Genomic DNA, 24,711 nt, shown 5'->3' on the forward strand with positions numbered 1-24,711 from the left:
CCAAACCCAAAGCGCTGATTAAACTGGCGGTGTTATCGTCATATCTTCGCAAGGAATTCGGATGAAAAAGCTGACCCTCGATACGCTGGCCAAAATGGCCGGAGTGGGTGTAGCCACAGTGGATAGAGTGTTGAACGAACGCGGTGGTGTGTCTCCGGAAACAACCCGCAAAGTCTTACGGGCGGCAAAAGAAGCAGGGTTAAATCGTACCTTGCCCGAGGAACGTAAAAGCCCGTGGCAGGTTGAGGTCATCCTCAGCTCGAACGATACTTATTTTTTCCAAAAACTGGCGGTGGATTTCAGCGAGGTTGCCAGCTCGTTAGGCTATCGGCGTTTAACGTTACATCGCACGCTAATTTCTGAATCTCAGCCAGAAAAGCTGGCGCAACATATTATTAAATGCAGTGGCCAACGTGATGGCATTATTGTATTTGCGCAAAATCATCCGGCTATTTATGACGCCCTGGCACGGTGTAAAAAAAATGGCGTGCCGGTGATCACGCTAGTCACTGATCTTCCGGATGTTAAACGCCTGTGTCACGTAGGCATTAATCAGCTTCAGGCAGGCCGCACTGCCGGATTGTTAATGGCCAAAATGTTGCGTCAACCCGGAGAGGTACTGGTGGTCAGCGGGCGTTTTGACTTTATCGCCCACCAGCATCGAGTCGAGGGATTCAAGCAGGTTTTGCAGCAGAAATCCCCTGATATCAAGCTAAGAGAAGTGTTGGCGGGAGAAGATCACCGCGAAACGCTGCGCCGCCTGCTTGAACAAAATCTGGCACAGTCGCGAAACATCATTGGTATTTATAACACCGGTGACGTGAATACCGAGGTCAGCGAGGCACTGGCAAGGCACAAGTTACAGGGGAAATGTCATTACATCACCCATGAACTTTACGACCTTACCCGGAAATTGCTTGAGAGCGACATCCTGTCATTTACCTTGGATCAAAACGCGCGCCAGCATGCCCGTTTGGCTCTTAGCCTAATGTTAAGAGCGCTGGAGGATAACTTTCAGCCGGACATTTATTCCGACGGCAAGGTCGAATTCAAGGTGATGACGGCAGAGAATATGGATTGAGTAAAATCCATGCTCAATCTGTGCACCTTAATAGTGTGCAGAAACGTTGCTTTGATTGATGATGGCGGGAGTCCATCCGCAGTGAAAGTGAATACCGATAACCAATATCGCACAATAAAAACCCGGCCATCGCCGGGTGTGTCATTGTTTAATAATTTACGATCTAATCTAATATAAGCTAATAGCCAAATCGCCGTGGTTTGATAGCAATATTTGACTGCAATATCGGTGCGCAGGCATTTTTGGCGGCGATAACCACATAATTTCCGCCCTCAATCCGCCACAATCCTTCGTCGCTATCCCAGTTGGCAATGACCCTTGGCTCAAGCCTTAATGTCAGGGTTTTACTTTCCCCGGCTTGCAAATCGACCCGTTCAAAAGCCGCCAGCCGTGGCACATAGCTTTTGCTGGCCGGATGAAGGTAGATCTGAGGAATTTCTGCGCCAGCGCGATCGCCGATGTTTTGCACCGTCAACGTGACATAAACACTCTCGCCGTCGGCGCGCACCTGAAGGTCGTTATAGGTAAATTCGGTATAAGACAGCCCAAAACCGAAGGGAAATAACGGCGCTTGCCCAGTACGAGCATGCCAGCGATAACCAACGTCCGAGCCTTCGACATTATAATCGACATGAATTATGCCGCCCTTCACCGGACTGCCGGGTAATGAGGTCGTGGTGGTAGGATCAACCTGTTCAGGATGCGGCAACTGTTGCTCGCTGGCCGGGAAAGTCACCGGCAATTTACCGGACGGATTAACGCGGCCAAATAGCACCCCGGCGATCGCCTCGCCGCCGCCCGATCCGGGATACCAGGCCTCAAGCACCGCAGGCACTTTATCGAGCCACGGCAGAGTAACGGGACCACCGGTCTCCAGCACCACGATGGTAAGCGAATTTTCAGCGGCAAGGCGCGAAATAAGATGATTTTTCTCGGCGTCTAATTCAAGCCCCTGTGCATCCAACGCCTCGGAACGCCATTCATCGGCAAAAACAATGACCGCATCGGCTTCACGAGCTAAACGCACGGCTTCGGCAACATCGTTTCCGTGGGCAAAAAGCACCTCCGCTGCGTTGGATTCTGCGCGAATTGCCCACAGCGGTGAGGATGGCTGGAATACTTTTTCAGTTTCGATGCCCATAAAATTGATGCCCGGCAAGCGCAGGCTACCCACCGGAGTGACCGCCGACGAGCCGCCACCGGCCAGCACGCCGTGGTCAGCGTGGCCACCGACTACCAGCAGTTTTTTAGCACCTTTTTTCAACGGTAGGCTGTGATTTTCATTCTTCAATAACACAATGCCCTGCTCTGCCTCGCGCTGCGCAGTCAAACGATGGGCCATATAATCAATAGGCCCAAACGGCGTTGCCGGATGCTCGACTGCACCCACCGCGAACAGACTGCGCAAAATGCGTCGCACCATTTCATCAATACGACCCTGTGAAACCTCACCGCGGGCAACCGCCTTGCGCAGCGGTTGATCAAACCAAACTTGCGAGTCAAGATTGCTGCCAGACTGCACATCAAGCCCGGCCAGCGCGGCTTTGGCAGCAGAATGAGTCGCGCCCCAATCGGACATCACCCAGCCGGGATACTGCCAGTCGCCCTTAAGCACTTTGTTGAGCAAAAAATCATTCTCGGACGCCCACTCACCGTTAATCAGGTTATAGCCGGGCATTACCGCTCCCGGTTGACCTATCTCATTGGCGATTTCAAAGGCCAGTAAATCCGACTCGCGCATTGCAGCTTCGTCCAGATCGGAACTGACCACCACGCGGCCGGTTTCCTGAGCGTTGACAGCAAAATGTTTGATGGTCGAAACCACGTGCTGCGACTGAATACCGCGCACCGAATGCCCAGCCATCACACCAGTCAGTAAGGGGTCTTCGGAAAGATATTCGAAATTTCGCCCGCCTCTCGGCTCACGAATGAGATTAGCGCCGCCGGCCAGTTGGACATTGAATCCTTTGGCGAAAGCTTCGCGTCCGACTAATTCACCGGTTAATTGCGCCATTTGCGGGTTGAAAGTCGAGGCCAGTAACAGGCTTGAAGCCAGCGCGGTGGCGTTATCTCCGGGGCGAACATTGCCCAAAGCGGAGACCCCAAGACTGGCATCGCTCTGCTGCATAGCCGGAATGCCCAGTCGAGGAATGGCGGGATAATAGGCGGCAGAACCAATCGCGCCCTCGGGCAGCGGTTCATCGCCCATCGGGATCGCCATCGGCGCGGAAAGCCAGGAGAACTTTTCCTCTTCGGTCATCTCGTTGAGTACAATTTCTGCTTTCTGATCGGCGGTCAGGCCTTCATGTTGCCAACTGTATTTCACTTGCTTTCTCCTGTTGCTGCGGCGGCTTCCTGAATGGATTACCTCAATAAACAGTAGTTAACCTAGCAAATCACAGTAGCGGTAAAGCAACATAACGTGTTATTGGCATCAAACGCCTTGCCCTCGGAGCCAGAAGGCAAGAGCGTCAGGATGGGTAAACTCCTGCTAGCTTTTGGCTATCTGATTGAGTTTTTGCAGCGCATCTGCCGGAAGCGTTAACTGCGCGGCGGCCAGATTTTCCTGCAAATGCTGTGGCGATGAGGTGCCGGGGATAAGCAAAATATTGGGCGACCGTTGCAGCAACCAAGCCAGAGCAACCTGCATCGGCGTAGCCTCCAAAGACGCGGCGACTTCAGTAAGCTGAGTATTTTGCAGCGGTGTAAAACCGCCCAGCGGGAAGAACGGCACCCAGGCAATCTCCTGTTCGGCCAACTTATCAATCAGCTCGTCCCCCTGACGATTCGCCAGATTATAGAGGTTTTGCACACAGGCTATCGGGGTCATTTTTTGGCCATCGCTGATTTGCCTGGCGGTAACGTTGCTAAGGCCAATGTGACGAATTAGCCCCCTGTCCTTCAACTTGATTAAAGCTTCAAGCGGTGCTTCCAGCGATCCCTCGGCAGGCTCATGCACGCTAAACATGCTGCGCAAGTTAACCACGTCCAACACATCCAGCCCGAGATTGCGCAAGTTATCTTCAACCGCACGCTCTAACTGTTCGGCACTGAAAGCCGGTAACCATCCGCCTTTACTGTCACGAAATGCGCCTACTTTGGTGACAATAACCAGATCGTCTTTATAAGGATGAAGCGCCTTTTTGATTAACTGATTTGTAACGTGCGGGCCGTAAAAATCACTGGTATCAATATGACGAACGCCAGCCTGGAGTGCATCGTGCAGCACCTGAATGGCGCGAGCCTCATCGGCCGGTGGTCCGAAAACACCGGGTCCGGCCAATTGCATCGCGCCAAAACCGATACGTGGAACAGAACGATCGCCTAAACGGTAACTTTGAGTCAATTGGGACATGGAACATCTCCTGAGTGAGTGACCTGCTGATTGTATAGCCATCCCGACTGTGCAACTATCTGGGTAAATGACGACAAACTGTACGGGATAACGAACAATGGCTCTGGATATTGCATTACTGCATGCTGTAGTCGCGGTGGCAAAAGCGGGTGGTTTTCGCGAGGCGGCGCGCATCACCGGCAGTAACCCTTCTCGCCTCAGCGATGCGGTGCGCCGCGCTGAGCAGCAGCTGGGAGTCAGGTTATTTAATCGTACAACAAGAACCGTGGCGCTTACCGAGGTCGGACGGGCATTAATGGAGCGCCTGATGCCTGCAATGAACGAGGTAGACGCGGCGCTCGACGTGGTCAATCGCTTTCGCGATACGCCTTCAGGCACTCTTCGGCTCAATGTTCCCGTCAGCGCCGCGCGGCTGGTATTGCCGTCAATAGTTCCTGCCTTTCTAAAACGTTATCCTGATATTCAGCTGGAAATCGTTGCCGAAAGTAACGTTCAGGATGTCTTCCGCGAAGGCTGCGATGCCGGTATCCGCTATGACGAATGCCTGGAGCAGGACGTGATCGCCCTACCGATTGGCGCTCGAAAACAGCGTTTTGCCGTCGCCGCCTCCCCCGACTATCTCAACACCTACGGCCGCCCACAGCATCCAGGTGAACTGTTACAGCATCGCTGTATTCGCGGGCGCTTTGCCAGTGGGGTGATCCCGGATTGGGAATTCGAGCATCTTGGTGAAGTGGTACGTATCCAACCGAACGGCCCTCTGATTGTCAGTATAGGCGCGGCGGTGGATCTTGCCGTCGCTACCGCCATTGCCGGCGGGGGTATTATTCAGCTGTTTGAGCAATGGCTGCAGCCAGCGCTTGAAAAGGGCGAGTTGGAAGCCGTTTTACCGCACTGGTGGCAACATTTTCCGGGGCCATATCTCTATTACCCCGACCGACGTCTGGTTCCGACTCCGCTTAAGGCGTTTATTGATTTTATTCGCGAAAATAATGATTCCCTCCGCGAGCATAACAACAACCAAGCTTGACGATGACCATGATCCTCAGCGCCATGCTTATCAAACCAAAACTGAGGTCGAAAACATATCAAGCACTTAAAAAATCATAAAGCAATGAAGCACCTGCCAAAAGCAACAAGGCATCAATTAAAGAGTTAAAGGTCTTCTCACTCATTTTGATAACAAATTTTTTGCCGATAACCATGCCTGCAATCAGGGTGCTGCCCACCAGCAGACCACTGATAAACACTGGCCACGGCATCGCACCCAGAGTTTCAAAAGTAGTGGCTTTAGCGAGATAAATAGCAAATGAGGCGGCGGCTTCGGTGGACAGCAGCGCCCCTTTAACCAAACCATAACCGGCGAAAATTGGAATGGTCAGTGGCCCGGTTGAAAAAACCACGCCGGTCAGAAAGCCGACTATCGCCCCCGTCAGCGCCAGCTGCCAGCCGTATAGCGTCCAGTTACGAGCCTTGGCCCAGCGCCTAAGCGGGATAAGTAATAGGAAAAACAATCCAATACAAAGATTAGATAACCTGACTGGCATAATCCATAACGTGTTGGCACCTAGCACGGCGGCCGGAACACCGGGTAGCGAATAAAGCAGCAAAGCCTTAACGTTGATATCTTTACGCCAGAGAATCACCCGGGAAATATTACCCATAATGGCAGCAATCGCCATGATCGGCATCGCTGCCTTAGGGCCAAAATTAAATGCCAAAGCCGGTAATAACATTATTGATGCGCCAGTACCCACCACGCCGCTAATGACACCTGCGATAACACCGATTGCTATAATCACAAAATACATCATGCTATTGCCCTATTTCATCAGTCATGATTGTAATGATAACGGTTAGAAAAATGACTGACTCGTGATAAAACATCACAGGACTGTGATTAAAAAGGACAAGCCGTGCATTCACTCCCTCCTTTAGCAGCGTTGAAAGCGTTTTTCGTTGCCTGCCACGCCGGTAGCTATACTGCCGCCGCAAGAGAACTCTACATTACTCACGGCGCTGTCAGCAGGCATATCCAGGTGGTGGAAAAATGGTTCGGCGTTAATTTGTTTATTAAACAGGGGCAGCGGCGAGTGCCGACACCCTATGCCCTGACGCTGGCGCGCGAGCTGGGCGGGGCTTTTGATACTTTGTCTGATATTGCGCTGCGCTATGGGAATGGCGGTCGTAATAATGTGTTCAACGTGAGTGTCCCGACTACGCTAAGCCTGAAATGGCTGCTGCCACGGTTAGATGATTTTTATGCCCGTTTTCCAGACGCCAATTTGCAAATCTCAACCGCTAATACTGAACAGCTGCACAATATTGGCCACTATGATCTGTTGATTCGACGTGAAACCAGCAGCACAGAATATTCGGCGATTCCATTCCTGCAAGACCACCACTGCCTGATGGCCTCACCGGCATTGCTTAAGCGCTATGCCATTGAACGGCCATTAGATATTTTCAGCTGCCCGCGTATTGAAACCCTGACGCGTCCCGGCCAATGGAATCTGTGGCTCAAGGCTGCAGGGCTGGATAAATCAGCGGGTAACGGCATACGGCGCTACGATCATTTTCACGTTTCATTGCACGCGATGCTGGAGGGAATTGGGGTAGGATTGGGACCCATAAACACGCTTTCGCAGGAGATCGCCCGAGGTAATCTTCAACCGCTGTTTGCGAAAATAACTGTGGCTCCGAACCAGTATTATGCGCTGACACCCGTGGGGGTTCAGAAAACCCTGCTTCACCGCGCCTTCGAAGACTGGCTGGTATCGCAGGGTCAGAGGGATATCAAGCTCGCTGATCTACCGCTTTGAGCACCTGTTCTTTTTTCTGTTTCACTTTCCAGAAAACAAACAGCAACACAAACCACAACGGCGAAGCACATAACGCCGCCAGCGTATCAGGGTCAAACAGCATGATTATGATAGTGAAAGCAAAGAACGCTAACGTCAGCCAGCTCATCACAATGCCAGCGGGCATTTTAAAGGTCGATTTCTCATGCAGATCAGGGCGCTTTTGGCGATAAACCAGATACGCCACCAGGATCATTGCCCAGCTGTAGATTACCAGAATGGCCGCCAGCGTTGAGACAATGGTAAACAGCGTCATGACGTTCGGTACCAAAAACAGCAATAAAGTGCCGCTCAACATGCAAAAACATGAGAAAAACAGACTGTGAATTGGAATAGACGTGGTTCTGGAAAGAATTCGGAATTGCCAATGCGCATGTTTCTCAATAGACAGGCCATAAAGCATGCGAGTACTGGAATAAACACCGCTGTTTGCCGACGACATTGCAGAAGTTAGCGCCACGAAATTAATCACTGCCGCCGCCGCTGGTAAGCCTGCCTTGGCGAACAACAGCACAAACGGGCTAGAATCAGGTGAAATTGCTGACCATGAAGTCACGGCAATAATTACCGTCATCGACAGCATATAGAAAATTATAATTCTTAAAGGCAGCGCATTTATCGCTTTCGGTAGGATTTTTTGCGGATTTTTGGTCTCTGCAGTCATTGTCCCCAGCAGCTCAATACCGGTATAAGAGAAAATTGCAATCTGAAAACCAGCCAGAAAACCGCTGATGCCGTGCGGCATAAACACCGCTGGATCGGTAAGATTGTGCATCGAAGCGTGAACGCCGTCCGGGGATGTCCAACCGCTCGCTACCATCCATCCGCCGGTCAGGATCAATGCAATAATCGTCACTACCTTAATGAGCGCGAACCAAAATTCCGCTTCGCCGAACATTTTTACCGAAAGTAAATTGAACAGACACAGAATGCCAAGGGTAAATAAAGCCGGGATCCAGGCAGACATTTCCGGAAACCAGTACTGCATGTAACCGCCGCAAACCACCACGTCCGCAATACAGGTCACCACCCAGCTTAGCCAGTAAGACCATCCAAGATAAAAGCTCGCTTTAGGCCCCAGATAATCGGCAACAAAATCGGCAAAAGAGCGGTAATCGAGCTTTGTGAGCAGCAGCTCGCCCATCGCTCTCATAACCATATACATAAAAAAGCCCACCAACATGTAGATGATGAGAATTGAAGTCCCTGATACAGCGATATTTTTTCCTGCCCCCATAAACAATCCGGTGCCAATGGCACCACCCAGAGCGATCATCTGAATATGGCGTTCGCTCAGTCCGCGCTGGAGTTTATCGGGGGCATCGAGCTTACCGGCAGGGGTTACCTGCCGTTCCGTTTTCTTATGGGTCATTGCATTTCCTTTAACCTTGAAGTGAATGCCATGGAGCGGCCGATAGAGGGATGCATGCTGGCTTCAGCTATTAACAAAGTCAATACGTAAAAACACCATTTCATTCACTTTATGACTCATTTCAAAGTTCTGATAATTGAGGAAAAAATATTTTTTATGCACTTTAATGAATATTAAATGCATAGTAATTCACCCATAACCCTGTTGTAAATTGCTTAATTATTCATAAAACCAATGAAATGTTGCCCTAAAAAGGTGCACCCTTCCCGCGGCCCCTACTCACTCTTTTTAAGAAAGCTGATAAACTCAAAACCGATTAGTTAAATGCACTCTTCTTCCACAGCTTCACAAAATAAATCACTTTATTTAAAAAGGCTCCATATGGAAAAGCTATCTTACGCGTCTGAAAGCAGTACATCTCCCTGGACTACCTACCTGCGCCAAATCGATCGCGTGGCACCTTATTTAGGCGAATTGTCCCGCTGGATAGATACCCTGCGTCATCCGAAACGCGCACTCATTGTTGATATTCCGTTGCAAATGGATGACGGCACTATTCGTCATTTCGAAGGCTATCGCGTGCAGCACAACCTTTCGCGCGGGCCTGGTAAAGGCGGCATCCGTTATCATCCAGACGTTGACCTCAACGAGGTAATGGCCCTTTCTGCATGGATGACCATAAAATGTGCGGCGGTTAACTTGCCTTACGGCGGTGCCAAAGGCGGCATTCGCGTCGATCCCTTCAAGCTGTCTGAAGGCGAACTGGAAAGACTCACTCGTCGCTATACCAGCGAAATCGGCGTAATTATTGGCCCACAAAAAGATATTCCGGCACCGGACGTCGGCACCAATAGCAAAGTCATGGCCTGGATGATGGATACCTACTCCATGAATCATGGCACCACCATTACCGGCGTCGTGACCGGCAAACCTATCCACCTCGGCGGCTCCTTAGGCCGTGAAAAAGCCACGGGTCGCGGGGTGTTTGTTACCGGCCGCGAGGTGGCGCGCCGCGCAGGAATTGAAACCGAAGGTGCAAGAGTTGCCGTGCAGGGGTTTGGTAACGTGGGAAGCGAAGCCGCGCGGCTTTTCGCAGAAACAGGCTCGCGTATCGTGGTGATCCAGGACCATACCGCAACTCTGTTTAACGACCAGGGCATTGATATGGCCGCGCTCAGCGACTGGCAGATCAAGCACAAGCAAATCGCCGGCTTCCCGGGCGCTAAAGAAATCGACAGTGAAGCACTTTGGACCACCGAGATGGATATTCTTATCCCGGCGGCGCTCGAGGGCCAAATTACTCGCGAAAGAGCCGAAAAAATCTCCTGTAAACTGGTGCTTGAAGGGGCAAACGGCCCGACTTACCCAGAGGCAGACGATATTCTGACTTCATGCGGCGTGATTATTGTCCCCGACGTGGTTTGTAATGCGGGCGGCGTAACGGTCAGCTATTTTGAATGGGTACAGGACATGGCCAGCTTCTTCTGGAGCGAAGAAGAAATCAACGCGCGCATGGATAAAATAATGACCGATGCCATGGTTCACGTCTGGGAAAAAGCCAAAGATAAAGAGTGCTCGCTTCGCACCGCTGCCTATATTGTCGCCTGTGAACGCATTCTTATGGCGCGTAAAGATCGCGGCATTTATCCGGGTTAATTAAGTTATTTACTATAGAATGTTTAATAACTAGAAATAGCCATAGCATGAATTTAAAAACCGCCTCGAATAAATCAGGCGGTTTTTTTATCATGTCACTTTTTAGTAATGTATTTGGTAAGTTTTTCTGGCATAAGCTTAGTAGTATTACAAATACTGAAAAGACCAGAATACGAATGCGTTTCTGGATAATGGATTAATATAATAACTGGGTGAAATAATGCGTAAATTAACAACTGCTTTATTGTGTATGGCCACTATGTTACCTGCTGCCTGGGCAAACGCGCAGGTCATTACCAAAGAACAACAGCAGAAAGTCGAAAAGAAAGGTTTGGGCGGTGGCAAAGGAACGGTAGATGCTGCATTTGCTTTCACCCGAGACAAAGCCAAACCAGATCAGGCTATCAAAGAGCTGAGCTGGCTAACCATCAAACCGGGCGATTCCATTGGTTATCACCAGCATAAAGATAACGAAGATGCTTATGTCATCATTTCGGGTACTGGAACCTTTAAAGACACCGACGGTAAAGATTATCCCGTTAAAGCGGGTGATATTACAATCGTGCGTAAAGGTGAATCCCACGGCCTGACTAACAGTGGCAAAGAGCCATTAGTGGTTGTCGATGTGATTGCTGCACAACAATAAATATTGCTTTGGCCCCGGCTTTGCGGGGCCATAGAAAGCAATTAAATACCAATAGGCTGATAACCCTGCCATTCAGGCTGGAACGGTTTTCCGCCACTGCTCAGAGTCAGATGAACATAAAGATCGCCTATTTTATCGAGCAGAATACAGTCATCGACATCTTTCAGATTGTCTTTGTGCTGATGGAATTTGCCTTTTAGCAACGACTCCATACCTTTGACTTTGGCTTCGGCAGCATCTTCGGCAACAAACAGATCAAACGCATGCAGCTCGGCGAGAGATGAAGGGTCGTAAGCGCCCGCATTCACGAAAAACAGTTTTTTATTATCCGCTGAAGGAGTTTGCGAAAGCGTGACTTTATAGCCGTCTGCCCAGGTAATTCGCGCATAGCCATCAACATGAATTTTATCCGCATCCCCAAACCAGGCCTCACGCAATGTAGGCCAGGCATGTTCCGGCTCATTGGCAGCAACAAATTGAATATCGTGAACTTCGATATTAGATTTTCCAGCATTTCCGCCAACATAAAACATATACAGGTGCACGCTGCTTTCCTTATTGATAGGTCATAGAGCTTTGAAAGTCAGTATCATCGCATAATCGCTATATAAAAAACTATATAAGGATGGCGCAGCATACTTTAAGGCGCGGGTATAAATAGGCGGTGCGGTGTGTGCGCCGCCACTTCGATAGAATCACTGCCTTGGAATGTAATTTTCAGGGTTGAGAAAGCACTTACCACGATTTTTAGCCCTACTTTGTTGAATGAAATTGCTGTTTAAAAATTTTATTTATTCTCTACCCCAATTGAGTCGTGCAAAACAGTGCCGGGTGTCGACATATCAAGAGACGATGGCTTCAACAAATTTACGGTCCTTGTACACGAATTTACAAAAGGAACCTTAAAGTGTGCGCTACTCGTAAATTAAGAGCATCGCCACAAAAAGCCTCGTAAGGACAATCTGCTTTATGATCGATATTACTGACGCCACTCAACGTTCTACAGATAAAACTGACTTTCGTATTCGGTTGAATTTGATCAAAGAACTTCGTCAGTTTCCTAATGCATTAAGCCAGGGCCTTTTGCTAAGCATGCTGCAAAATGATTTCGTGTTTTCAGTAAGACTTGCCGCCTGGCAAGCCCTTGATGAAATGGGTATTGAACAAAAAAAACCGCAAATCATGCGCGATCGTCGTTTTATGGAAGTGTTTGGGAAATTCAAACATCAACTGATCCGCATGGGCGTCTGGTGTGATAGCTGGTCGTTTTTGAATTAACCTTTTCACTGTGATTCGGTATATTAAAGGGCCTCGGTATAAAAATACTCCGATCCTCAGAACAGCCCTTTAAGATTCTATTCTACCCGTAGATCTTCGTATGAAACCATGACGTGTTCCTTGAATGCAGAACCCTGCTTGAGTTGTTCATAGTAATTCTCAATGGCAGGAAAATTGGCTCGCTCAATAGCAATATCGTAATAACGATACAAAAGATGACCAAACTGAATATCAGCCAGTGTAAAACCATTACCCGCCAGAAATCGATTGTTGCTGAGCTGTGCTTCGGCAATCTGCAAATTTTTATGTAAGACACTAAGCGCATCAGCGATGGCCTGTGGATCTCTGTCTTTGCTCGCCGTTCTTACTACGCGCCAAAAAACAGGCCCAGTAAAACAGGCCGCCACGTTAATCTTCGCCCACTCAGCCCATTTATCGATATTGGCCCGTTTCTGAAGATCCTGAGGCCAAAACTCCTCAGATCCATACCGGCTGGCTAGGTAGCGCAAAATGGCTCCAGTCTCCCAAATAGCGTCACCGTCTCCATCACGTAAAACCGGCACGGTGCCGTTTGGATTCATCGCCAGAAACTCAGGCGTATTATTACCACCAAACTTATGGCCAATATCATAACGTTCATAAGGCAGATTTAACTCCTCTACGCACCACATCAGCGCCTGCACGTTAGAAGAGGTTTTACGTCCCCAAATCTTGAGCATGTCATCTCCTGTAAATATTGTCTGATTGCCTAATCGATATCTTATGCTAATTTTTGTCCTGGCAATCTACTGAATCATAAACGTTTAGTGTGTATTTTAGGATCAACAAAAGCACAACTTAAAGGACTTAATGTGCAGATAACATCTGAAAGACTTATTCTGCGCCCGATTCGGGCTAGCGATCTCGACGATTTATTTCGAATTTACGGCGATCCGGCGACTAATCAGTTTAATCCCGCAGGACCTTATCCAGACAAACATTACGCCGAGTCTGTTTTGACTGCCTGGTTAACACATTGGCATAAAAACGGTTTTGGCTGTTGGGCAATAACCTCTATCGACTCACCCGATAAAATCATCGGCTTTGGTGGATTGAGCATTCGCAATTTCAAGAATCTGACTATCAACAATTTAGGCTATCGATTTGCTACTGAAGCTTGGGGCAAAGGCCTTGCGACCGAGTTTTCACGTCGTGCGATTCAGTTCGGCTTCGAGAATTTGAGACTAAAACACATTTCTGCCACGGTCAGAGAAAATCATTTGGCGTCCCAGAGTGTGCTTATTAAATCGGGTTTGCGACTTTCAGGCAAAGTTAATGATGCGCCTAATGTCCCGGCAAGTCTGATGTTTACAATTAGCGCTGAAGAATACCGCACCGGATTAAACTAAAGTTAATCTTACGGTGCGATGAGTTATTAGACGGCCACGCTTGAACCTAAGTGCAACACGGTTGCTGGACCTGCTCGGAAAGCGGGATTAAGTTTGCTGGCCGCCGCCATATGCGCGCTGGCCGCATGAGCTTCAAGCGCAGATTTAGAGGCCCAGCGCTCTAACAATACGAACTGATCGGCCTGCTCTGCGACGGGATAAAGCTCGTATTCAATACAGCCTTCTTCTTTTCTGACCAGCGGCGCAAGTTTCTCAAAAGCAGAAATTTGATCCTGACCACGGCCCGGCTGAGTAGTAATTAGCACCACCAGTTTAACTTCACTAGACATAAAATAGCTCCATTTTGACTTTTAATAATTAAGTTTTATCGGTTTCAAACGTCGCTTTGGCCACGATCCAATCTCTAAACTTTCTTCCTAAACGGGTTAAAAGTGCAGACTCGTCATAAACCAGAAAATAGCTGGTTCCCGCATTATTAGGGGTTGATATCAAGCTTAACAGCCGCCCTTGTGCCAACTCCTGCTCAATCAAAGACTTTCTAATCAAGGCGATACCTTTTGCTGCCAGCGCTGCCTCAATTACGCCATTTGATTTCACAAAAACCGGACCACGGTCAGTATCGGCATCTTCTAAACCCATGGCTGTGAACCAAAGTTTCCAGTCGAGACGATGCTCATCGTGCAGCAAAGTATAAGCCAGCAGGTCGCGAGGATCAGTAATAGCGTTACCCGAAGAAATTAGATTTGGACTACAAACGACAGAATAGTGATCGTTTAGCAATAATTCTGACTCCAGACGTGGAAATTTTCCCCGGCCGTGCCGCACCGCGAAATCAACCCCTTCCGAGAGCAGATCAACCACTCGGTTAGTCGTATTGATTTGCACTTCCACCCCCGGATTAAGTTGTTCAAACTCGGGAAGACGCGGAAGAAACCACTGGGTGGCAAAGCCGCTGGTACAGCTAATAGTCAGCTTATTATTGCACTTTTCATCTTTTAATCTTTGTGTCGCTTCCTCTATCTGCAAGAAAGCCGGCTTTATGGCGCTGAGGTAAATTCTCCCTTGCGAAGTTAATTCTAAATAACGCGGTCCACGAACGAACAGCCGCGCCTGCATCAAATCTTCAAGCTTGGCGATTTGCTGACTAATCGCTCCCGGAGTTACAAAAAGTTCCTCAGCCGCTTTTTTCATACTCATATGCCTGGCCACAGCTTCGAAACACATCAGGGCGTGTAAAGGAGGAAGTTTCATAACCGGTCGCATATTGAGTTTAGTTAATCTCAACTGTAGGCGAATTAATGGTTTGTTATCAAGCGCATTTCTGGCCTAAAGTCTCAACGATTTTAATAATCAATATCAATGGCCACACCTCTGAGAGGCGAGAAAAAGATGAAAGCAGCAGATTTTGTAAGATTGATACTTTTGGCAGCAATATGGGGAGCAAGTTTTCTGTTTATGCGCATCGCTGCCCCAGCCTTGGGTGCAATTAATACCGCGTTCTTTAGAGTGCTGTTTGGATTTATTGGTCTTGGATGCATTTTGCTGGTCATGCGTACCAAAATAAACTTTCAGGGAAAAACCACGACCTCATTACTGTTAGGCGTTATTAATTCTGGCTTTCCCTTCCTCATGTACAGTGTAGCGGCTCGATTATTACCGGCGGGTTATTCTGCAATCCTTAACGCCACTACGCCATTAATGGGCGCGCTAATCGGATTTTGTTTATTCAAAGAAAAACTGAGCGTTAAAAAATGGAGTGGCGTATTTCTCGGACTGATTGGCATTATGCTAGTGACCACTACGGATAAATTAAACTCAGCCAATAATGTGGTCTGGGGCGTATTGGCCTGCCTTATTGCTACCAGTTGCTACGGTTTTGCCGGTTTTCTTACCAGAAAGTGGATATCAGATAAAGGCGGACTGGATCCCAAGATTGTCGCTTTCGGTAGCCAAATCGGTGCAACCCTATTCTTATTGCCGTTTTTTGGCTTTTCGATGGTCGTGAGCCCAGTCACTAATTGGTCAATTTTAGAAGTTTGGGCAAGCCTTTTAGCACTTGGATTTATTTGCACCGCCTTGGCCTATATTCTTTATTTCAAACTTATTACTGATATTGGCCCAATGCGCTCGCTTTCAGTCACCTTCCTGATTCCCCCTTTTGGTATTTTGTGGAGTTATCTGGTGCTCGGTGAACAGCTTAATCCAGCTTTTTATTACGGAGGTGCCGTGGTTGCCGTCGCTATCTGGCTAATTGTCAGTCCGGCTAAAAAAAGCGCGGTCCAATCTACTGGCGATCTCAGATAATAGCCAAAGGATTTACAATAACACCCCGACTATTTAGCTACAGGCGGGGTTAATTCATGACTATAAGAAAGCTATTATTCCACAGGTTGCCAGACAAACTGGCCAGCTTGTTTATTAATATAACCCACAGAACTACCGGCAAAATGCGAGCTGAAATACAAGGTATGATTTTCGGCTGACTGTTCTAAAATTCGCTTACGAGTTGCAATAGCCAGCGGTTTATCTACACAGAATACCGAGACCAATTCTGGATGAGGAAGTTGTTCGAGATTATGCATGACATCTCCGGCAAATAAGGCATTTTCCCCTTCATCGTTAAAACGAATCGACATATGGCCTGCACAATGCCCCGGCGTGGAAATATATTCGAATTTGCCGTCAATCACTCCACCGGCTGCGGGAATAAAATCTGCCAGACCTGCTTCAATTACCGGTAACACGCTGTCAACAAAGGCTGCATAACCCGGTACGGCTTTCCCCTCATCACTGAGGTTATATTGGTAACCCTCTTGCGGAAAGACATAGCGTGCATTAGGAAACGTAGGTTGCCATTTTCCGTCTTTATAATAGGTGTTCCAGCCCACGTGATCGGTATGAATATGGGTCATTAAAACATAGTCAACATCTTCCGGTTTTACCCCTTGTTCTGCCAATCGCAGTAAAAAGGGTGAGTCCAAGTCGTTAAACAGCGGCGATGTGCGCTTTTTACCTTTGCCGATTCCAGTGTCGATTAAATAGATCTTCCCCTCATGCCTTACCAGCCAACCATGCACGCTAAGGATCAAATCTGAAGACTCTTTTTTCCAATCCGGGAATAGAAAATTGGAATTAAAAGCTAAATCGGTTTCATAAATTTTGTTGATCACTGCTTTTCCAAGCTTGTGACTAAGAGAATCTTTAGACATGACTATTCCTTTTGATGATTTACGATTACAAAATAATGAAACCGATCAGAGGGATGAGTCAAGACATGTTCATAAAGTCGTTAGCACATCCCATTAATTGCTAATTCTGCACGGTGAAATATGCAGATAAGGATTAGAAAACTCAGAACATCAGGCCATTTGCTTAGCAATACCCGATATAAGAAAATCCATTACTGCGCGGATTTGCGGAGTATTTCTCAAGTCTTCATGAACCAAAATCCAAATTTCTCTGGAGAAAGGAATGGCCTCGGATATATCGGTTACTCGTTGCAATTCATTTTCGGCATCACCAATAAAGCAAGGCAGACCCGCGATCCCAATTCCTGTTTTAGCCGCCTCGTACTGACTGATAATATCGCTAACCTCTGCCACAATCCTCCTTTCCCTTGCCGCTTCGAGCAGCCATTTTTGATGCGGCATATCGGCAAACTGTTCGCTATAGGCAATAAACTCCCAGCGGTCTGGAATCTTGGCATATTCGTAATCTTTGCTGGCATAGAGGGCAAAGGCCATGTCGCCTATTTTGCGAGCCACACTTCGAGGCTCAATGGGGCGAAACAGCCGCACGGCAATGTCCGCCTCTCGACGACTTAAAGAAACACTCTGTGCCTGACTGGCTATCGATAACTGAATATCTGGATACAACTGGCGGAAAGCAAACAACTTATTAGCCAAAAATTTGTATGCCAATACTGGCGGCATGCTGATGACTACTTTTCCAGCCAAGGGTAACTGAGCTGCGCGAGCCGTTCTTTCAACCGCAAAAGCGTTCAGCTCGACTTGGCCCGCCAGCTCGGCAATCTGTTGCCCGAGGAGTGTCAATTGGCATGAGCGCGGCAATCTGTCAACCAGTCGCACCTGCAAACTTTCTTCAAGCAGATTTAATCGACGACTCACCGTGGCATGATCGACCTTTAAAGCACGAGCCGCGCCGGACAAACTTCCCTGCTGCGCCACCGCAAGAAAATAGCGTAAATCTTCCCAGTCAAACATCTGTGCATTTTTCCCAGTATAATGTGTGCATATACCAAATATCTGCACATCTGAATACGACTTATGATAGCTCAATCTTCATTAAAAGGAGCTTTCAATGGAAAGTCATTCAACCCAACAGCTTAAGTTTATCCAGCTTGCTGCCTGCTTAGGATTTGTCGTAGTCCTACTCGATGTCAGCGTAGTCAATGTCGCCCTGCAGGCATTAAGCCGCCAATTTATTGCACGTATTACTGACCTGCAATGGGTAGTCAACGCTTATTCATTAGTCTTTGCTGCACTATTACTCACAGCGGGTGCTCTAGGGGATCGTCTGGGTGCAAAGCGGGTATTTATGCTGGGATTCGCAATATTCACCTTGGGTTCAGTTTGCTGCGGATTATCGCCGAGCCTGCCAATATTAATTGTGGCGCGCATTTTACAAGGGTTCGGAGCCGCGCTGTTAGTTCCCGCCTCTTTATCTCTTATTCGTCAGGTATTTGTCGATGCCGAAGCCCGCAGTCGTGCCGTCGGTTGGTGGGCAGCTGGCGGCGGTATTGCACTGGCAGCGGGTCCGGTTATTGGCGGTTTCCTGATTTCAGCCATTGGCTGGCGCAGCATATTTCTCGTTAATTTGCCAATTGGGTTGATTGGCTTGTGGATTGCTGGCCGTTTTGCACCAACCTCGCCCGTTCAATCCGGGAAAAGCCTGGATATTGCGGGACAAATAACCGGGGCAGTCACTCTGGCCAGCCTGACCATTGCCTTAACTGAAGCCAGCAGTTTCGGATGGGATGACCCTATTATTTATGCATCAAGTGGCTGCTTTATCCTGTTTGGTATCTTATTTGTTTGGCTTGAGGGAAGAAACCCGAAGGCAATGCTGCCGTTGAGCCTCTTTTCTAATAAGACTTTGAGTAGCTCAACGCTAATCGGCTTACTCGCCAATTTAACTTTTTACGGCATGGTATTCACTTTCAGCCTCTATTTTCAATTTATCAGAGAATACCCGCCGCTGAAAACCGGGCTGGCTTTTTTGCCGATGATGGGAATTATGGTGTTTGCCAATATTGCAGCAGGCCGTTATGTAACACGCGTTGGCGCCAGAAATATGGCGGCAACGGGTTTGGCCCTCTCTGCTTTAGGATATTTACTTATTTTACCGGGCCTCTCCTCCGGTTCATACGAACTGATGTCGATTCCGATGTTAATTGCCGGTGGCGGTATCGCGCTAACGATACCCACTATCACTAATGCAACTTTGGCAGCAGTAGCAGGAACTCAGGCTGGTATTGCCTCTGGACTGCTTAACGCGTCAAGACAAGTAGGCGGCGTTATTGGCGTGGCACTGTTCGGATTTTTGGTACGCTTTAGGGAAAGTGGTCTCTTTCTACAAGGAATGAAGCTCGCATTGGAGCTTTCATCGCTATTACTGTTACTCGCATGTGTGTTGGCTTTCAGGCATCTGGCACCCCGAGAAATTTCTGTTCGCGAGAAACTGATTCCAGATGCGCTGAGCAAAAAGCGTTAATGGCAGCTGAGCTTACTTTTAGTTTAACGTCATTGTCTGGGCCTTTCTCAATGCCTAAACAAGCTCGTTCCTGCGCCACTCTTAAAGAAGCCTTTGCTGTGGATCGGTGGCCATTGCCCCACACTAATGATCATTTAAACCTAATCATTGCGGGTAAGCGGCCAGAATCCAAATTGCTCTCAATAGAGAGCACAATCAAACATTGCAACGCCGGTTCAGATATTTGGCAATGAGCCAGTAGCGAAACAAAAGTTGCAGAAACTGATCTAAATTACTTATTTTGCGCTTGTTCAGCAGATTCCTTAATCGCCAAAGCGCTGGCACTCGCAGCATCAAATAACGAGAGGCTTTCAATCTGCTCAACCATAATGACCTTGCGAAAATCCATCGCTGAACGCGGAGAAGAATCCAGCGTAATTCCATGCTCGTCATACCAGGCACTGTAATTATGCTCAATGCATAAATTCAACATTTTTCCTTCCCGGTAACCACTCAGCATTGGAATAAGTACTACATTGGCGGTAGCGCTATTTTCAAATGAAGCAGTGTGTATCATACCAATATAAATTCTTCGCGACTTGAGTGTAATCCACGCTAAATGTCCTTCTTCCATACACTGAAATAGTAGCCCTTCAACCCCATTAGAGTGAGTCAGCCGTTTATACAGCTCTTTGCGCCCAGAACTATTTAATCGTGCACTTCCGGCCCAGTTTGAGCGATATAGGCAAAATAGTACTGCCAAAGTCAGCATGATCACCACCGGAGCCTGGATCCCCAGAAAACTCCAGTTCATAAAGTCCATTTGCATGTGGTGGTAATGGTCAGCCAGTGAATACGAGGTAGCATTCAGAATGGTTGAGGCAACCAAAAGTGCCAACCAAATCAAAGCAGTAGCTAGTAGACCTTGCAACACAAAAATACAGCCGTACAGCGCCACTAAAAAATAAACGTCCCAGCCAAAAGTACGTTTGAATTTAAATCGGGTAGATAAATCGCGACTGGTGTACCAGTAGCCGCAGACCATCAATACCATAAATACCGCCGTGCCCATTAAACCCTCCTTAGCTCTTGAACATGCCGGGCAAAATCCTCGTGAACCTCTTTACTGTGGATATTTACCGACGCAACACCGTCCTCATTAATGATAATACGCTCGCCTTCTTCAATCGCTTCCTCAACATCACGCGTGCTTAAAACCTGTAATAGTGATTCCGGGCTGGAAAATATAGAAAATATAAATTTACGCATCGCGTCCTCCATAAAAGAGTTTAAGCATGGCAGGCGATATCCTATCTATCCATAGGATATTTGGTAGTTTGGACGTTATCAGGCCTAATAAGTAAAAGAGGCATATCTTTCGACATGCCTCAGTTTGAAAGGAGTGACAGGAACAGAATTACTCGAGCGGACCGCCAAGAATGGTGTCGCACATACCTGCCAGAATTTTTTCACCGGTTTCGTGTTTCAAATCCTCATACCATTCCTGGGTCACAGCCATCTCTTTACCATGGGTTACGTCGCAGCGTTTACGCGCTTTGAGGACTAAATCTTTCACTCGTGGCGCGCGTTTTTCCTGATAACGCAGCAAAGCATCTTCGATGCCCAAGGAATTAGTTTGCAGAATGGTTGCCAGCACAACCGCATCTTCCATTGCTGCACATCCCCCCTGACCAATGTCCGGCGTGGTGCTGTGAGCAGAATCGCCAAGCAGCGCAATGCGACCTTTCACCAATTTATCAAACGGTTCAATATCGTGAATTTCAACACGGTTGGTGGTTTCAGGATTAATTTGCGCAATAAGCTTTTGTACCGGCTCTGCCCAGCCTGCAAAGTAGTGCTGAAGGTCTTCGCGCAAGGTACTGCGGTCCTGTTCGAGTCCTTTTGGCAAGGGCACATCGAAGAAGAAATAGAAACGATTGCCGCTAACCGGCATCAGTGAAACGCGTTTGCCTTCACCTACAAAAGTCGTCCACTGGTCGGCCGGGGCAATGCTTTCGTCGATTTCGACCAGCCCATTCCAGTTAACGTAACCTGCGTAACGGCGCTCGGTAGCATAGCCCAGCACCTGCTTGCGGACCACGGAATGCGTGCCATCGGCGGCGATCAGCAAGTCGCCGGTAGCCGAAGTTCCGTCATCAAACCAAGCGGTTACGCTGTCGGCGGACTCTTCGACATGAGTTACTCGCTTACCAAATTGCACGTCGTTGCGACCATAAGTGTCGAGCAATAATGCCTGTAATTCCGCACGCGCTACCGGATAAGGCTGTTCGCCAACGCTCTGGATTAGCGGGTCCATGCTAAAGCGCGTCATGGTCTGGCCTTGCTGATATTCGTTGTACGCCATATAACGCATCTGACCACCCAGTTCACGAATAGCGTCCTTCATGCCCAGATAATTCAGACATTTAACGCCATTCGGCCAGATAGAAATGGCTGCACCCACCGGTTTAATTTCTTTTACTGCTTCAAAAACCGCAGTCTCGATGCCAAACCGCTTCAGCGCAATCGCTGCACACGTACCACCAATACCACCACCAATCACGATCGCTTTCATTTTGCTCTCCTTGAAGTCTTACAAGGTAAAAAGCAATTTCTATACCAGAATTGTAAAACTCAGGCTTTTGCCCGCCGAGCCTTGTATACAATCGCTGTATACAATTTTAATTGAAACTTTTGTTACAGAACTGAAAGTGACGCACCAAAAAAAGGCACAACCATAGAGCAATGAACCACTCCGGTGCGCTGTAGCACCAATCTCAAACAGTGGTTATATTTCATGCCCTAAAATAAACATTGTTCGCGATTTATTTAACGTTATTGCTGATTTGAAACATCACAACATTAAGAAATACACTATTTTTGCGTGAATTATGAGCCTCTATTACCCTTAATTTTTTTAAGGAGATAATGCATGTTAACACGTCGTGATATGTTAAAAATGTCTGCCGCTGGAGCGGCAACGGTAGGATTAACCAGTGCTATGATCGGCAAAGCATCGGCAGATGAAGATCGCAACATTGTCCCGCCGACCACTTATCAGCCGGCTAAAGGCGCAAAGAGCATTTATAAATATAAGTTCACCGATAGCGAAAAACGCACCTTGCCGGGAGGCTGGGCGCGCGAGGCAACTGTCAAACAATTCCCTATTTCTGAAGGTATTGCAGCGGTAGACATGACGCTGGCTGCCGGTTCTGTGCGCGAACTTCACTGGCATGCCATCGCCGCCGAATGGGCTTTTATGCTATCGGGTAAAGCCCGCATTACTATTATCGATCCTGAAGGCACTTCTGAAGTCGCTGAATTTGGCCCAGGAGATGTCTGGTATTTTCCAAAAGGCTATGGCCATTCTATCCAAGCAATGGAAGGCGGTGCACACTTTATTCTGGCCTTCGATAATGGACATTTCTCCGAGTTTGGCACCTTCAGCATCACCGACTGGATCGCCCATACACCTAAGGAAGTCTTAAGTAAAAGCACCAATTTACCCGCGTCGATATTTTCGAAAGCCAAACAGGGTGAAGCCTACATTGTTACCGGCAAAGTCCCCCCGGCTTTACCTTTGGCGCGCAACAATGGTGGACTCGATAACTCCCCATTAAAACATCATTATCCGATGATGAGCCTTCCACCGTTCTTTTCGAGCGAAAACGGCAGCGTGCATATTGTTTCTTCAAAAGAGTTTCCGGTTTCTAAAACCATTACCGGCGTGATTGAAATCATGAAGCCTGGCGCAGTGCGTGAAATGCACTGGCACCCTAACGCCAATGAATGGCAATACTACATTTCGGGTAAAGGCCGAATGACCGTATTTAGCTCCCACGGTCATGCCGAAACAGAAGAGTTTGATGCCACCGATGTCGGCTATGTTCCGCAAGGATTCGGACACTATATCGAAAATATAGGCGACGAAGACTTGAAGGTGCTGGTCGTGCTGGATAGCGGGATTTATCAGGATATTTCTCTTTCCGACTGGCTGGCGAAAACACCGGCCAACGTGCTGGCCGATAACTTCCTCAACAATGAGTCAGACTGGGCCGCACGTCCGGCAGAGAAGCTGGTCATTTCGAAAGGCGCAGAAAAAGCCTGATTAATTACCTCAACCAACAATAGCCCGTCTTGATGCGGGCTATTGTTTGCAGACAAGTCTACTTTATGACTGGGTTTTTCAGCAATCCATCCGCCAGATTTAGAAAGACATCAATCGTGCGAGCCAAAACGCCAAGCGGATTTTCCGCAGCGGCAATCCACAGGGCAGCGTTTAGCGCAGCACCGTTTAACAGGCGAGCAGCAGCTTCGGCATCGACGTTTTTAAGCGTACCATTATCGATCAGAGTTTGAATCGTTATCGCAGCCCGGCGCAAACAGGCGTTCTGGTTCGGCCAAGTAGACGGGTCGCCTAATACTGCTGCGCCATCAAGCAGCATAACTCTTTGGATTTCAGGCTCTAAAGCCATTTCGATGTAGGCAATATTCTCTGCAACAAAGCCTGACCAAAGATCTTCTGCCTGCTCTTGAACCACGCGAAGCCGTTCCAGCATTTCGGCATCCATCTGATTGATCACCGCCTGCAGCAATCCTTTTTTATCACCGAAATTATGGTAGAGCGCGCCTCGTGTCAGTCCGGCCTCGGCGGTGAGTTCATCCATCGATGCGGCGGCATAGCCTTTTTCTGCAAACGCTTTTCGTGCTGCCTTGATAAGTCTGGCGCGAGTCTCCTCAGCCTTTTGATCGCGTCGTGTCGCCACCATTTTCCTCTCCATCAAAAAAATACGCTTCGTATATTATTTGACATACGAGGCGTATGTGAGATATCAATACATACGCGGCGTATGTTAACGCTTACCCCAGCTATTCCGCAAAGTTTATCTGAGTCCTTAATCATGCACTAACGGAAGCAAGAATGAGCCAACGCGATGCGATTTTCCCTGCTGGCAGGCAGGCACTTTACGAAATTAATCAGTATTCAGCAGCTATTCGAAGCAGAGATCTGTTGTTCGTTTCTGGCCAGGTGGGTAGCCGTGAAGATGGATCGCCAGAACCGGACTTTGGCAGGCAGGTGCAGCTTGCTTTCGATAATTTAAACGCTGTTTTAGAGGCTGCAGGGTGTACGTTTGACGATATTGTTGACGTGACCACTTTCCATACCGATCCTGAAAAACAGTGGGAAACGCTTAACGCGGTGAGATTAAAGGCGATCGGCAAGCCACCCTACCCTAATTGGACGGCGGTGGGGGTAAACTGGTTGGCAGGTTTTGATTTTGAAATTAAAGCGATTGCCCGGATCCCAGGCTAACAAGCGGCGCTGTTCAGGACCCGGCCAGAACGACCGGATCCTGCGTGA

Annotated in this window: 25 protein-coding genes; 11 read left to right on the top strand and 14 right to left on the bottom strand. The window is 48.2% G+C overall.

Annotated features, from left to right (window positions below; genetic code table 11):
* The first annotated feature begins 61 nt into the window (after positions 1 to 61).
* Positions 62 to 1,081 (top strand): LacI family DNA-binding transcriptional regulator, encoded by a 1,020-nt coding sequence (locus tag SPM24T3_RS02200; protein WP_009635055.1) that lies wholly within the window; start codon positions 62 to 64, stop codon positions 1,079 to 1,081.
* A 178-nt stretch (positions 1,082 to 1,259) separates the two neighbouring features.
* Here SPM24T3_RS02200 and SPM24T3_RS02205 read toward each other — a convergent pair whose 3' ends face one another.
* Both SPM24T3_RS02205 and SPM24T3_RS02210 read right to left on the bottom strand, forming a co-directional pair.
* A complete protein-coding gene (locus tag SPM24T3_RS02205) occupies positions 1,260 to 3,407 on the bottom strand; it encodes a glycoside hydrolase family 3 C-terminal domain-containing protein (protein WP_009635056.1) in 2,148 nt (715 codons plus the stop codon).
* A 165-nt stretch (positions 3,408 to 3,572) separates the two neighbouring features.
* Positions 3,573 to 4,436: an oxidoreductase gene (locus SPM24T3_RS02210; protein WP_009635057.1), complete on the bottom strand. Its 864-nt coding sequence runs from the start codon at positions 4,434 to 4,436 to the stop codon at positions 3,573 to 3,575.
* 97 nt (positions 4,437 to 4,533) lie between these two features.
* Here SPM24T3_RS02210 and SPM24T3_RS02215 point away from each other — a divergent pair, with 97 nt between their 5' ends.
* On the top strand, positions 4,534 to 5,466 hold the full coding sequence (locus SPM24T3_RS02215; protein ID WP_009635058.1) for a LysR family transcriptional regulator: 933 nt from the start codon (positions 4,534 to 4,536) through the stop codon (positions 5,464 to 5,466).
* Between the two features lie 58 nt (positions 5,467 to 5,524).
* Here the strand turns inward: SPM24T3_RS02215 and SPM24T3_RS02220 are convergent, their stop codons facing one another.
* Positions 5,525 to 6,247: a sulfite exporter TauE/SafE family protein gene (locus SPM24T3_RS02220; RefSeq protein ID WP_009635059.1), complete on the bottom strand. Its 723-nt coding sequence runs from the start codon at positions 6,245 to 6,247 to the stop codon at positions 5,525 to 5,527.
* Between the two features lie 105 nt (positions 6,248 to 6,352).
* On the opposite strand from SPM24T3_RS02220, the gene SPM24T3_RS02225 reads away from it, so the two are divergent.
* Positions 6,353 to 7,258, top strand: coding sequence for a LysR substrate-binding domain-containing protein (locus tag SPM24T3_RS02225; RefSeq protein ID WP_009635060.1), 906 nt, complete (start codon positions 6,353 to 6,355; stop codon positions 7,256 to 7,258).
* Here the strand turns inward: SPM24T3_RS02225 and SPM24T3_RS02230 are convergent.
* Complete coding sequence (locus SPM24T3_RS02230) at positions 7,233 to 8,669, bottom strand: amino acid permease (RefSeq protein WP_009635061.1); 1,437 nt, start codon at positions 8,667 to 8,669, stop codon at positions 7,233 to 7,235. The two genes, SPM24T3_RS02225 and SPM24T3_RS02230, sit on opposite strands and share 26 nt — an antisense overlap.
* Before the next feature lie 381 nt (positions 8,670 to 9,050).
* Here SPM24T3_RS02230 and SPM24T3_RS02235 point away from each other — a divergent pair, with 381 nt between their 5' ends.
* Positions 9,051 to 10,325, top strand: coding sequence for a Glu/Leu/Phe/Val dehydrogenase (locus tag SPM24T3_RS02235; protein WP_009635062.1), 1,275 nt, complete (start codon positions 9,051 to 9,053; stop codon positions 10,323 to 10,325).
* Between the two features lie 220 nt (positions 10,326 to 10,545).
* Positions 10,546 to 10,971 carry a cupin domain-containing protein gene (locus SPM24T3_RS02240; protein WP_009635063.1) on the top strand — a complete coding sequence of 142 codons (426 nt, stop codon included), beginning with the start codon at positions 10,546 to 10,548 and terminating at the stop codon, positions 10,969 to 10,971.
* Positions 10,972 to 11,012: 41 nt separating this feature from the next.
* Here SPM24T3_RS02240 and SPM24T3_RS02245 read toward each other — a convergent pair whose 3' ends face one another.
* Complete coding sequence (locus SPM24T3_RS02245) at positions 11,013 to 11,516, bottom strand: DUF1543 domain-containing protein (RefSeq protein WP_009635064.1); 504 nt, start codon at positions 11,514 to 11,516, stop codon at positions 11,013 to 11,015.
* A 424-nt stretch (positions 11,517 to 11,940) separates the two neighbouring features.
* Here SPM24T3_RS02245 and SPM24T3_RS02250 point away from each other — a divergent pair, with 424 nt between their 5' ends.
* The gene (locus tag SPM24T3_RS02250; RefSeq protein WP_009635065.1) at positions 11,941 to 12,249 is read left to right on the top strand and encodes a hypothetical protein; all 309 of its coding nucleotides are present in this window, start codon (positions 11,941 to 11,943) and stop codon (positions 12,247 to 12,249) included.
* Positions 12,250 to 12,326: 77 nt separating this feature from the next.
* Here SPM24T3_RS02250 and SPM24T3_RS02255 read toward each other — a convergent pair whose 3' ends face one another.
* The gene (locus tag SPM24T3_RS02255; protein WP_009635066.1) at positions 12,327 to 12,968 is read right to left on the bottom strand and encodes a glutathione S-transferase family protein; all 642 of its coding nucleotides are present in this window, start codon (positions 12,966 to 12,968) and stop codon (positions 12,327 to 12,329) included.
* A gap of 132 nt (positions 12,969 to 13,100) precedes the next feature.
* Between SPM24T3_RS02255 and SPM24T3_RS02260 the strand changes: the two genes are divergently transcribed.
* Positions 13,101 to 13,637, top strand: a complete 537-nt coding sequence (locus tag SPM24T3_RS02260) for a GNAT family N-acetyltransferase (RefSeq protein WP_009635067.1) — start codon at positions 13,101 to 13,103, stop codon at positions 13,635 to 13,637.
* 26 nt (positions 13,638 to 13,663) lie between these two features.
* Here the strand turns inward: SPM24T3_RS02260 and SPM24T3_RS02265 are convergent, their stop codons facing one another.
* Together SPM24T3_RS02265 and gcvA are read right to left on the bottom strand one after the other, a co-directional pair.
* Positions 13,664 to 13,966: a putative quinol monooxygenase gene (locus tag SPM24T3_RS02265; protein WP_009635068.1), complete on the bottom strand. Its 303-nt coding sequence runs from the start codon at positions 13,964 to 13,966 to the stop codon at positions 13,664 to 13,666.
* Between the two features lie 28 nt (positions 13,967 to 13,994).
* Positions 13,995 to 14,888: a transcriptional regulator GcvA gene (gene gcvA, locus SPM24T3_RS02270; protein WP_037377353.1), complete on the bottom strand. Its 894-nt coding sequence runs from the start codon at positions 14,886 to 14,888 to the stop codon at positions 13,995 to 13,997.
* A gap of 138 nt (positions 14,889 to 15,026) precedes the next feature.
* On the opposite strand from gcvA, the gene SPM24T3_RS02275 reads away from it, so the two are divergent.
* Positions 15,027 to 15,941 carry a DMT family transporter gene (locus SPM24T3_RS02275; protein ID WP_009635070.1) on the top strand — a complete coding sequence of 305 codons (915 nt, stop codon included), beginning with the start codon at positions 15,027 to 15,029 and terminating at the stop codon, positions 15,939 to 15,941.
* Positions 15,942 to 16,015: 74 nt separating this feature from the next.
* Here the strand turns inward: SPM24T3_RS02275 and SPM24T3_RS02280 are convergent, their stop codons facing one another.
* Entirely contained in the window at positions 16,016 to 16,846 is an 831-nt protein-coding gene (locus SPM24T3_RS02280; protein ID WP_009635071.1) for an MBL fold metallo-hydrolase, read from the bottom strand.
* Between the two features lie 150 nt (positions 16,847 to 16,996).
* Positions 16,997 to 17,860, bottom strand: coding sequence for a LysR family transcriptional regulator (locus SPM24T3_RS02285; RefSeq protein WP_009635072.1), 864 nt, complete (start codon positions 17,858 to 17,860; stop codon positions 16,997 to 16,999).
* A gap of 97 nt (positions 17,861 to 17,957) precedes the next feature.
* On the opposite strand from SPM24T3_RS02285, the gene SPM24T3_RS02290 reads away from it, so the two are divergent.
* Entirely contained in the window at positions 17,958 to 19,370 is a 1,413-nt protein-coding gene (locus SPM24T3_RS02290; protein ID WP_009635073.1) for an MFS transporter, read from the top strand.
* A 271-nt stretch (positions 19,371 to 19,641) separates the two neighbouring features.
* Here the strand turns inward: SPM24T3_RS02290 and SPM24T3_RS02295 are convergent, their stop codons facing one another.
* The 3 genes from SPM24T3_RS02295 to hpxO form a co-directional block, all read right to left on the bottom strand.
* Complete coding sequence (locus SPM24T3_RS02295; RefSeq protein ID WP_009635074.1) at positions 19,642 to 20,421, bottom strand: hypothetical protein; 780 nt, start codon at positions 20,419 to 20,421, stop codon at positions 19,642 to 19,644.
* Complete coding sequence (locus tag SPM24T3_RS02300) at positions 20,421 to 20,618, bottom strand: hypothetical protein (protein ID WP_009635075.1); 198 nt, start codon at positions 20,616 to 20,618, stop codon at positions 20,421 to 20,423. The genes SPM24T3_RS02295 and SPM24T3_RS02300 overlap by 1 nt, the downstream gene beginning before the upstream one ends.
* 148 nt (positions 20,619 to 20,766) lie before the next feature.
* A complete protein-coding gene (hpxO, locus tag SPM24T3_RS02305) occupies positions 20,767 to 21,924 on the bottom strand; it encodes an FAD-dependent urate hydroxylase HpxO (protein WP_009635076.1) in 1,158 nt (385 codons plus the stop codon).
* A 357-nt stretch (positions 21,925 to 22,281) separates the two neighbouring features.
* On the opposite strand from hpxO, the gene SPM24T3_RS02310 reads away from it, so the two are divergent.
* On the top strand, positions 22,282 to 23,457 hold the full coding sequence (locus SPM24T3_RS02310) for a cupin domain-containing protein (protein WP_009635077.1): 1,176 nt from the start codon (positions 22,282 to 22,284) through the stop codon (positions 23,455 to 23,457).
* A gap of 58 nt (positions 23,458 to 23,515) precedes the next feature.
* Here SPM24T3_RS02310 and SPM24T3_RS02315 read toward each other — a convergent pair whose 3' ends face one another.
* A complete protein-coding gene (locus SPM24T3_RS02315) occupies positions 23,516 to 24,118 on the bottom strand; it encodes a TetR/AcrR family transcriptional regulator (RefSeq protein WP_009635078.1) in 603 nt (200 codons plus the stop codon).
* 152 nt (positions 24,119 to 24,270) lie between these two features.
* Here SPM24T3_RS02315 and SPM24T3_RS02320 point away from each other — a divergent pair, with 152 nt between their 5' ends.
* The gene (locus SPM24T3_RS02320; RefSeq protein WP_009635079.1) at positions 24,271 to 24,663 is read left to right on the top strand and encodes a RidA family protein; all 393 of its coding nucleotides are present in this window, start codon (positions 24,271 to 24,273) and stop codon (positions 24,661 to 24,663) included.
* Positions 24,664 to 24,711 lie beyond the last annotated feature (48 nt).

The organism is Serratia sp. M24T3, assembly GCF_000257645.1.
Classification (GTDB): Bacteria; Pseudomonadota; Gammaproteobacteria; order Enterobacterales; family Enterobacteriaceae; genus Rouxiella.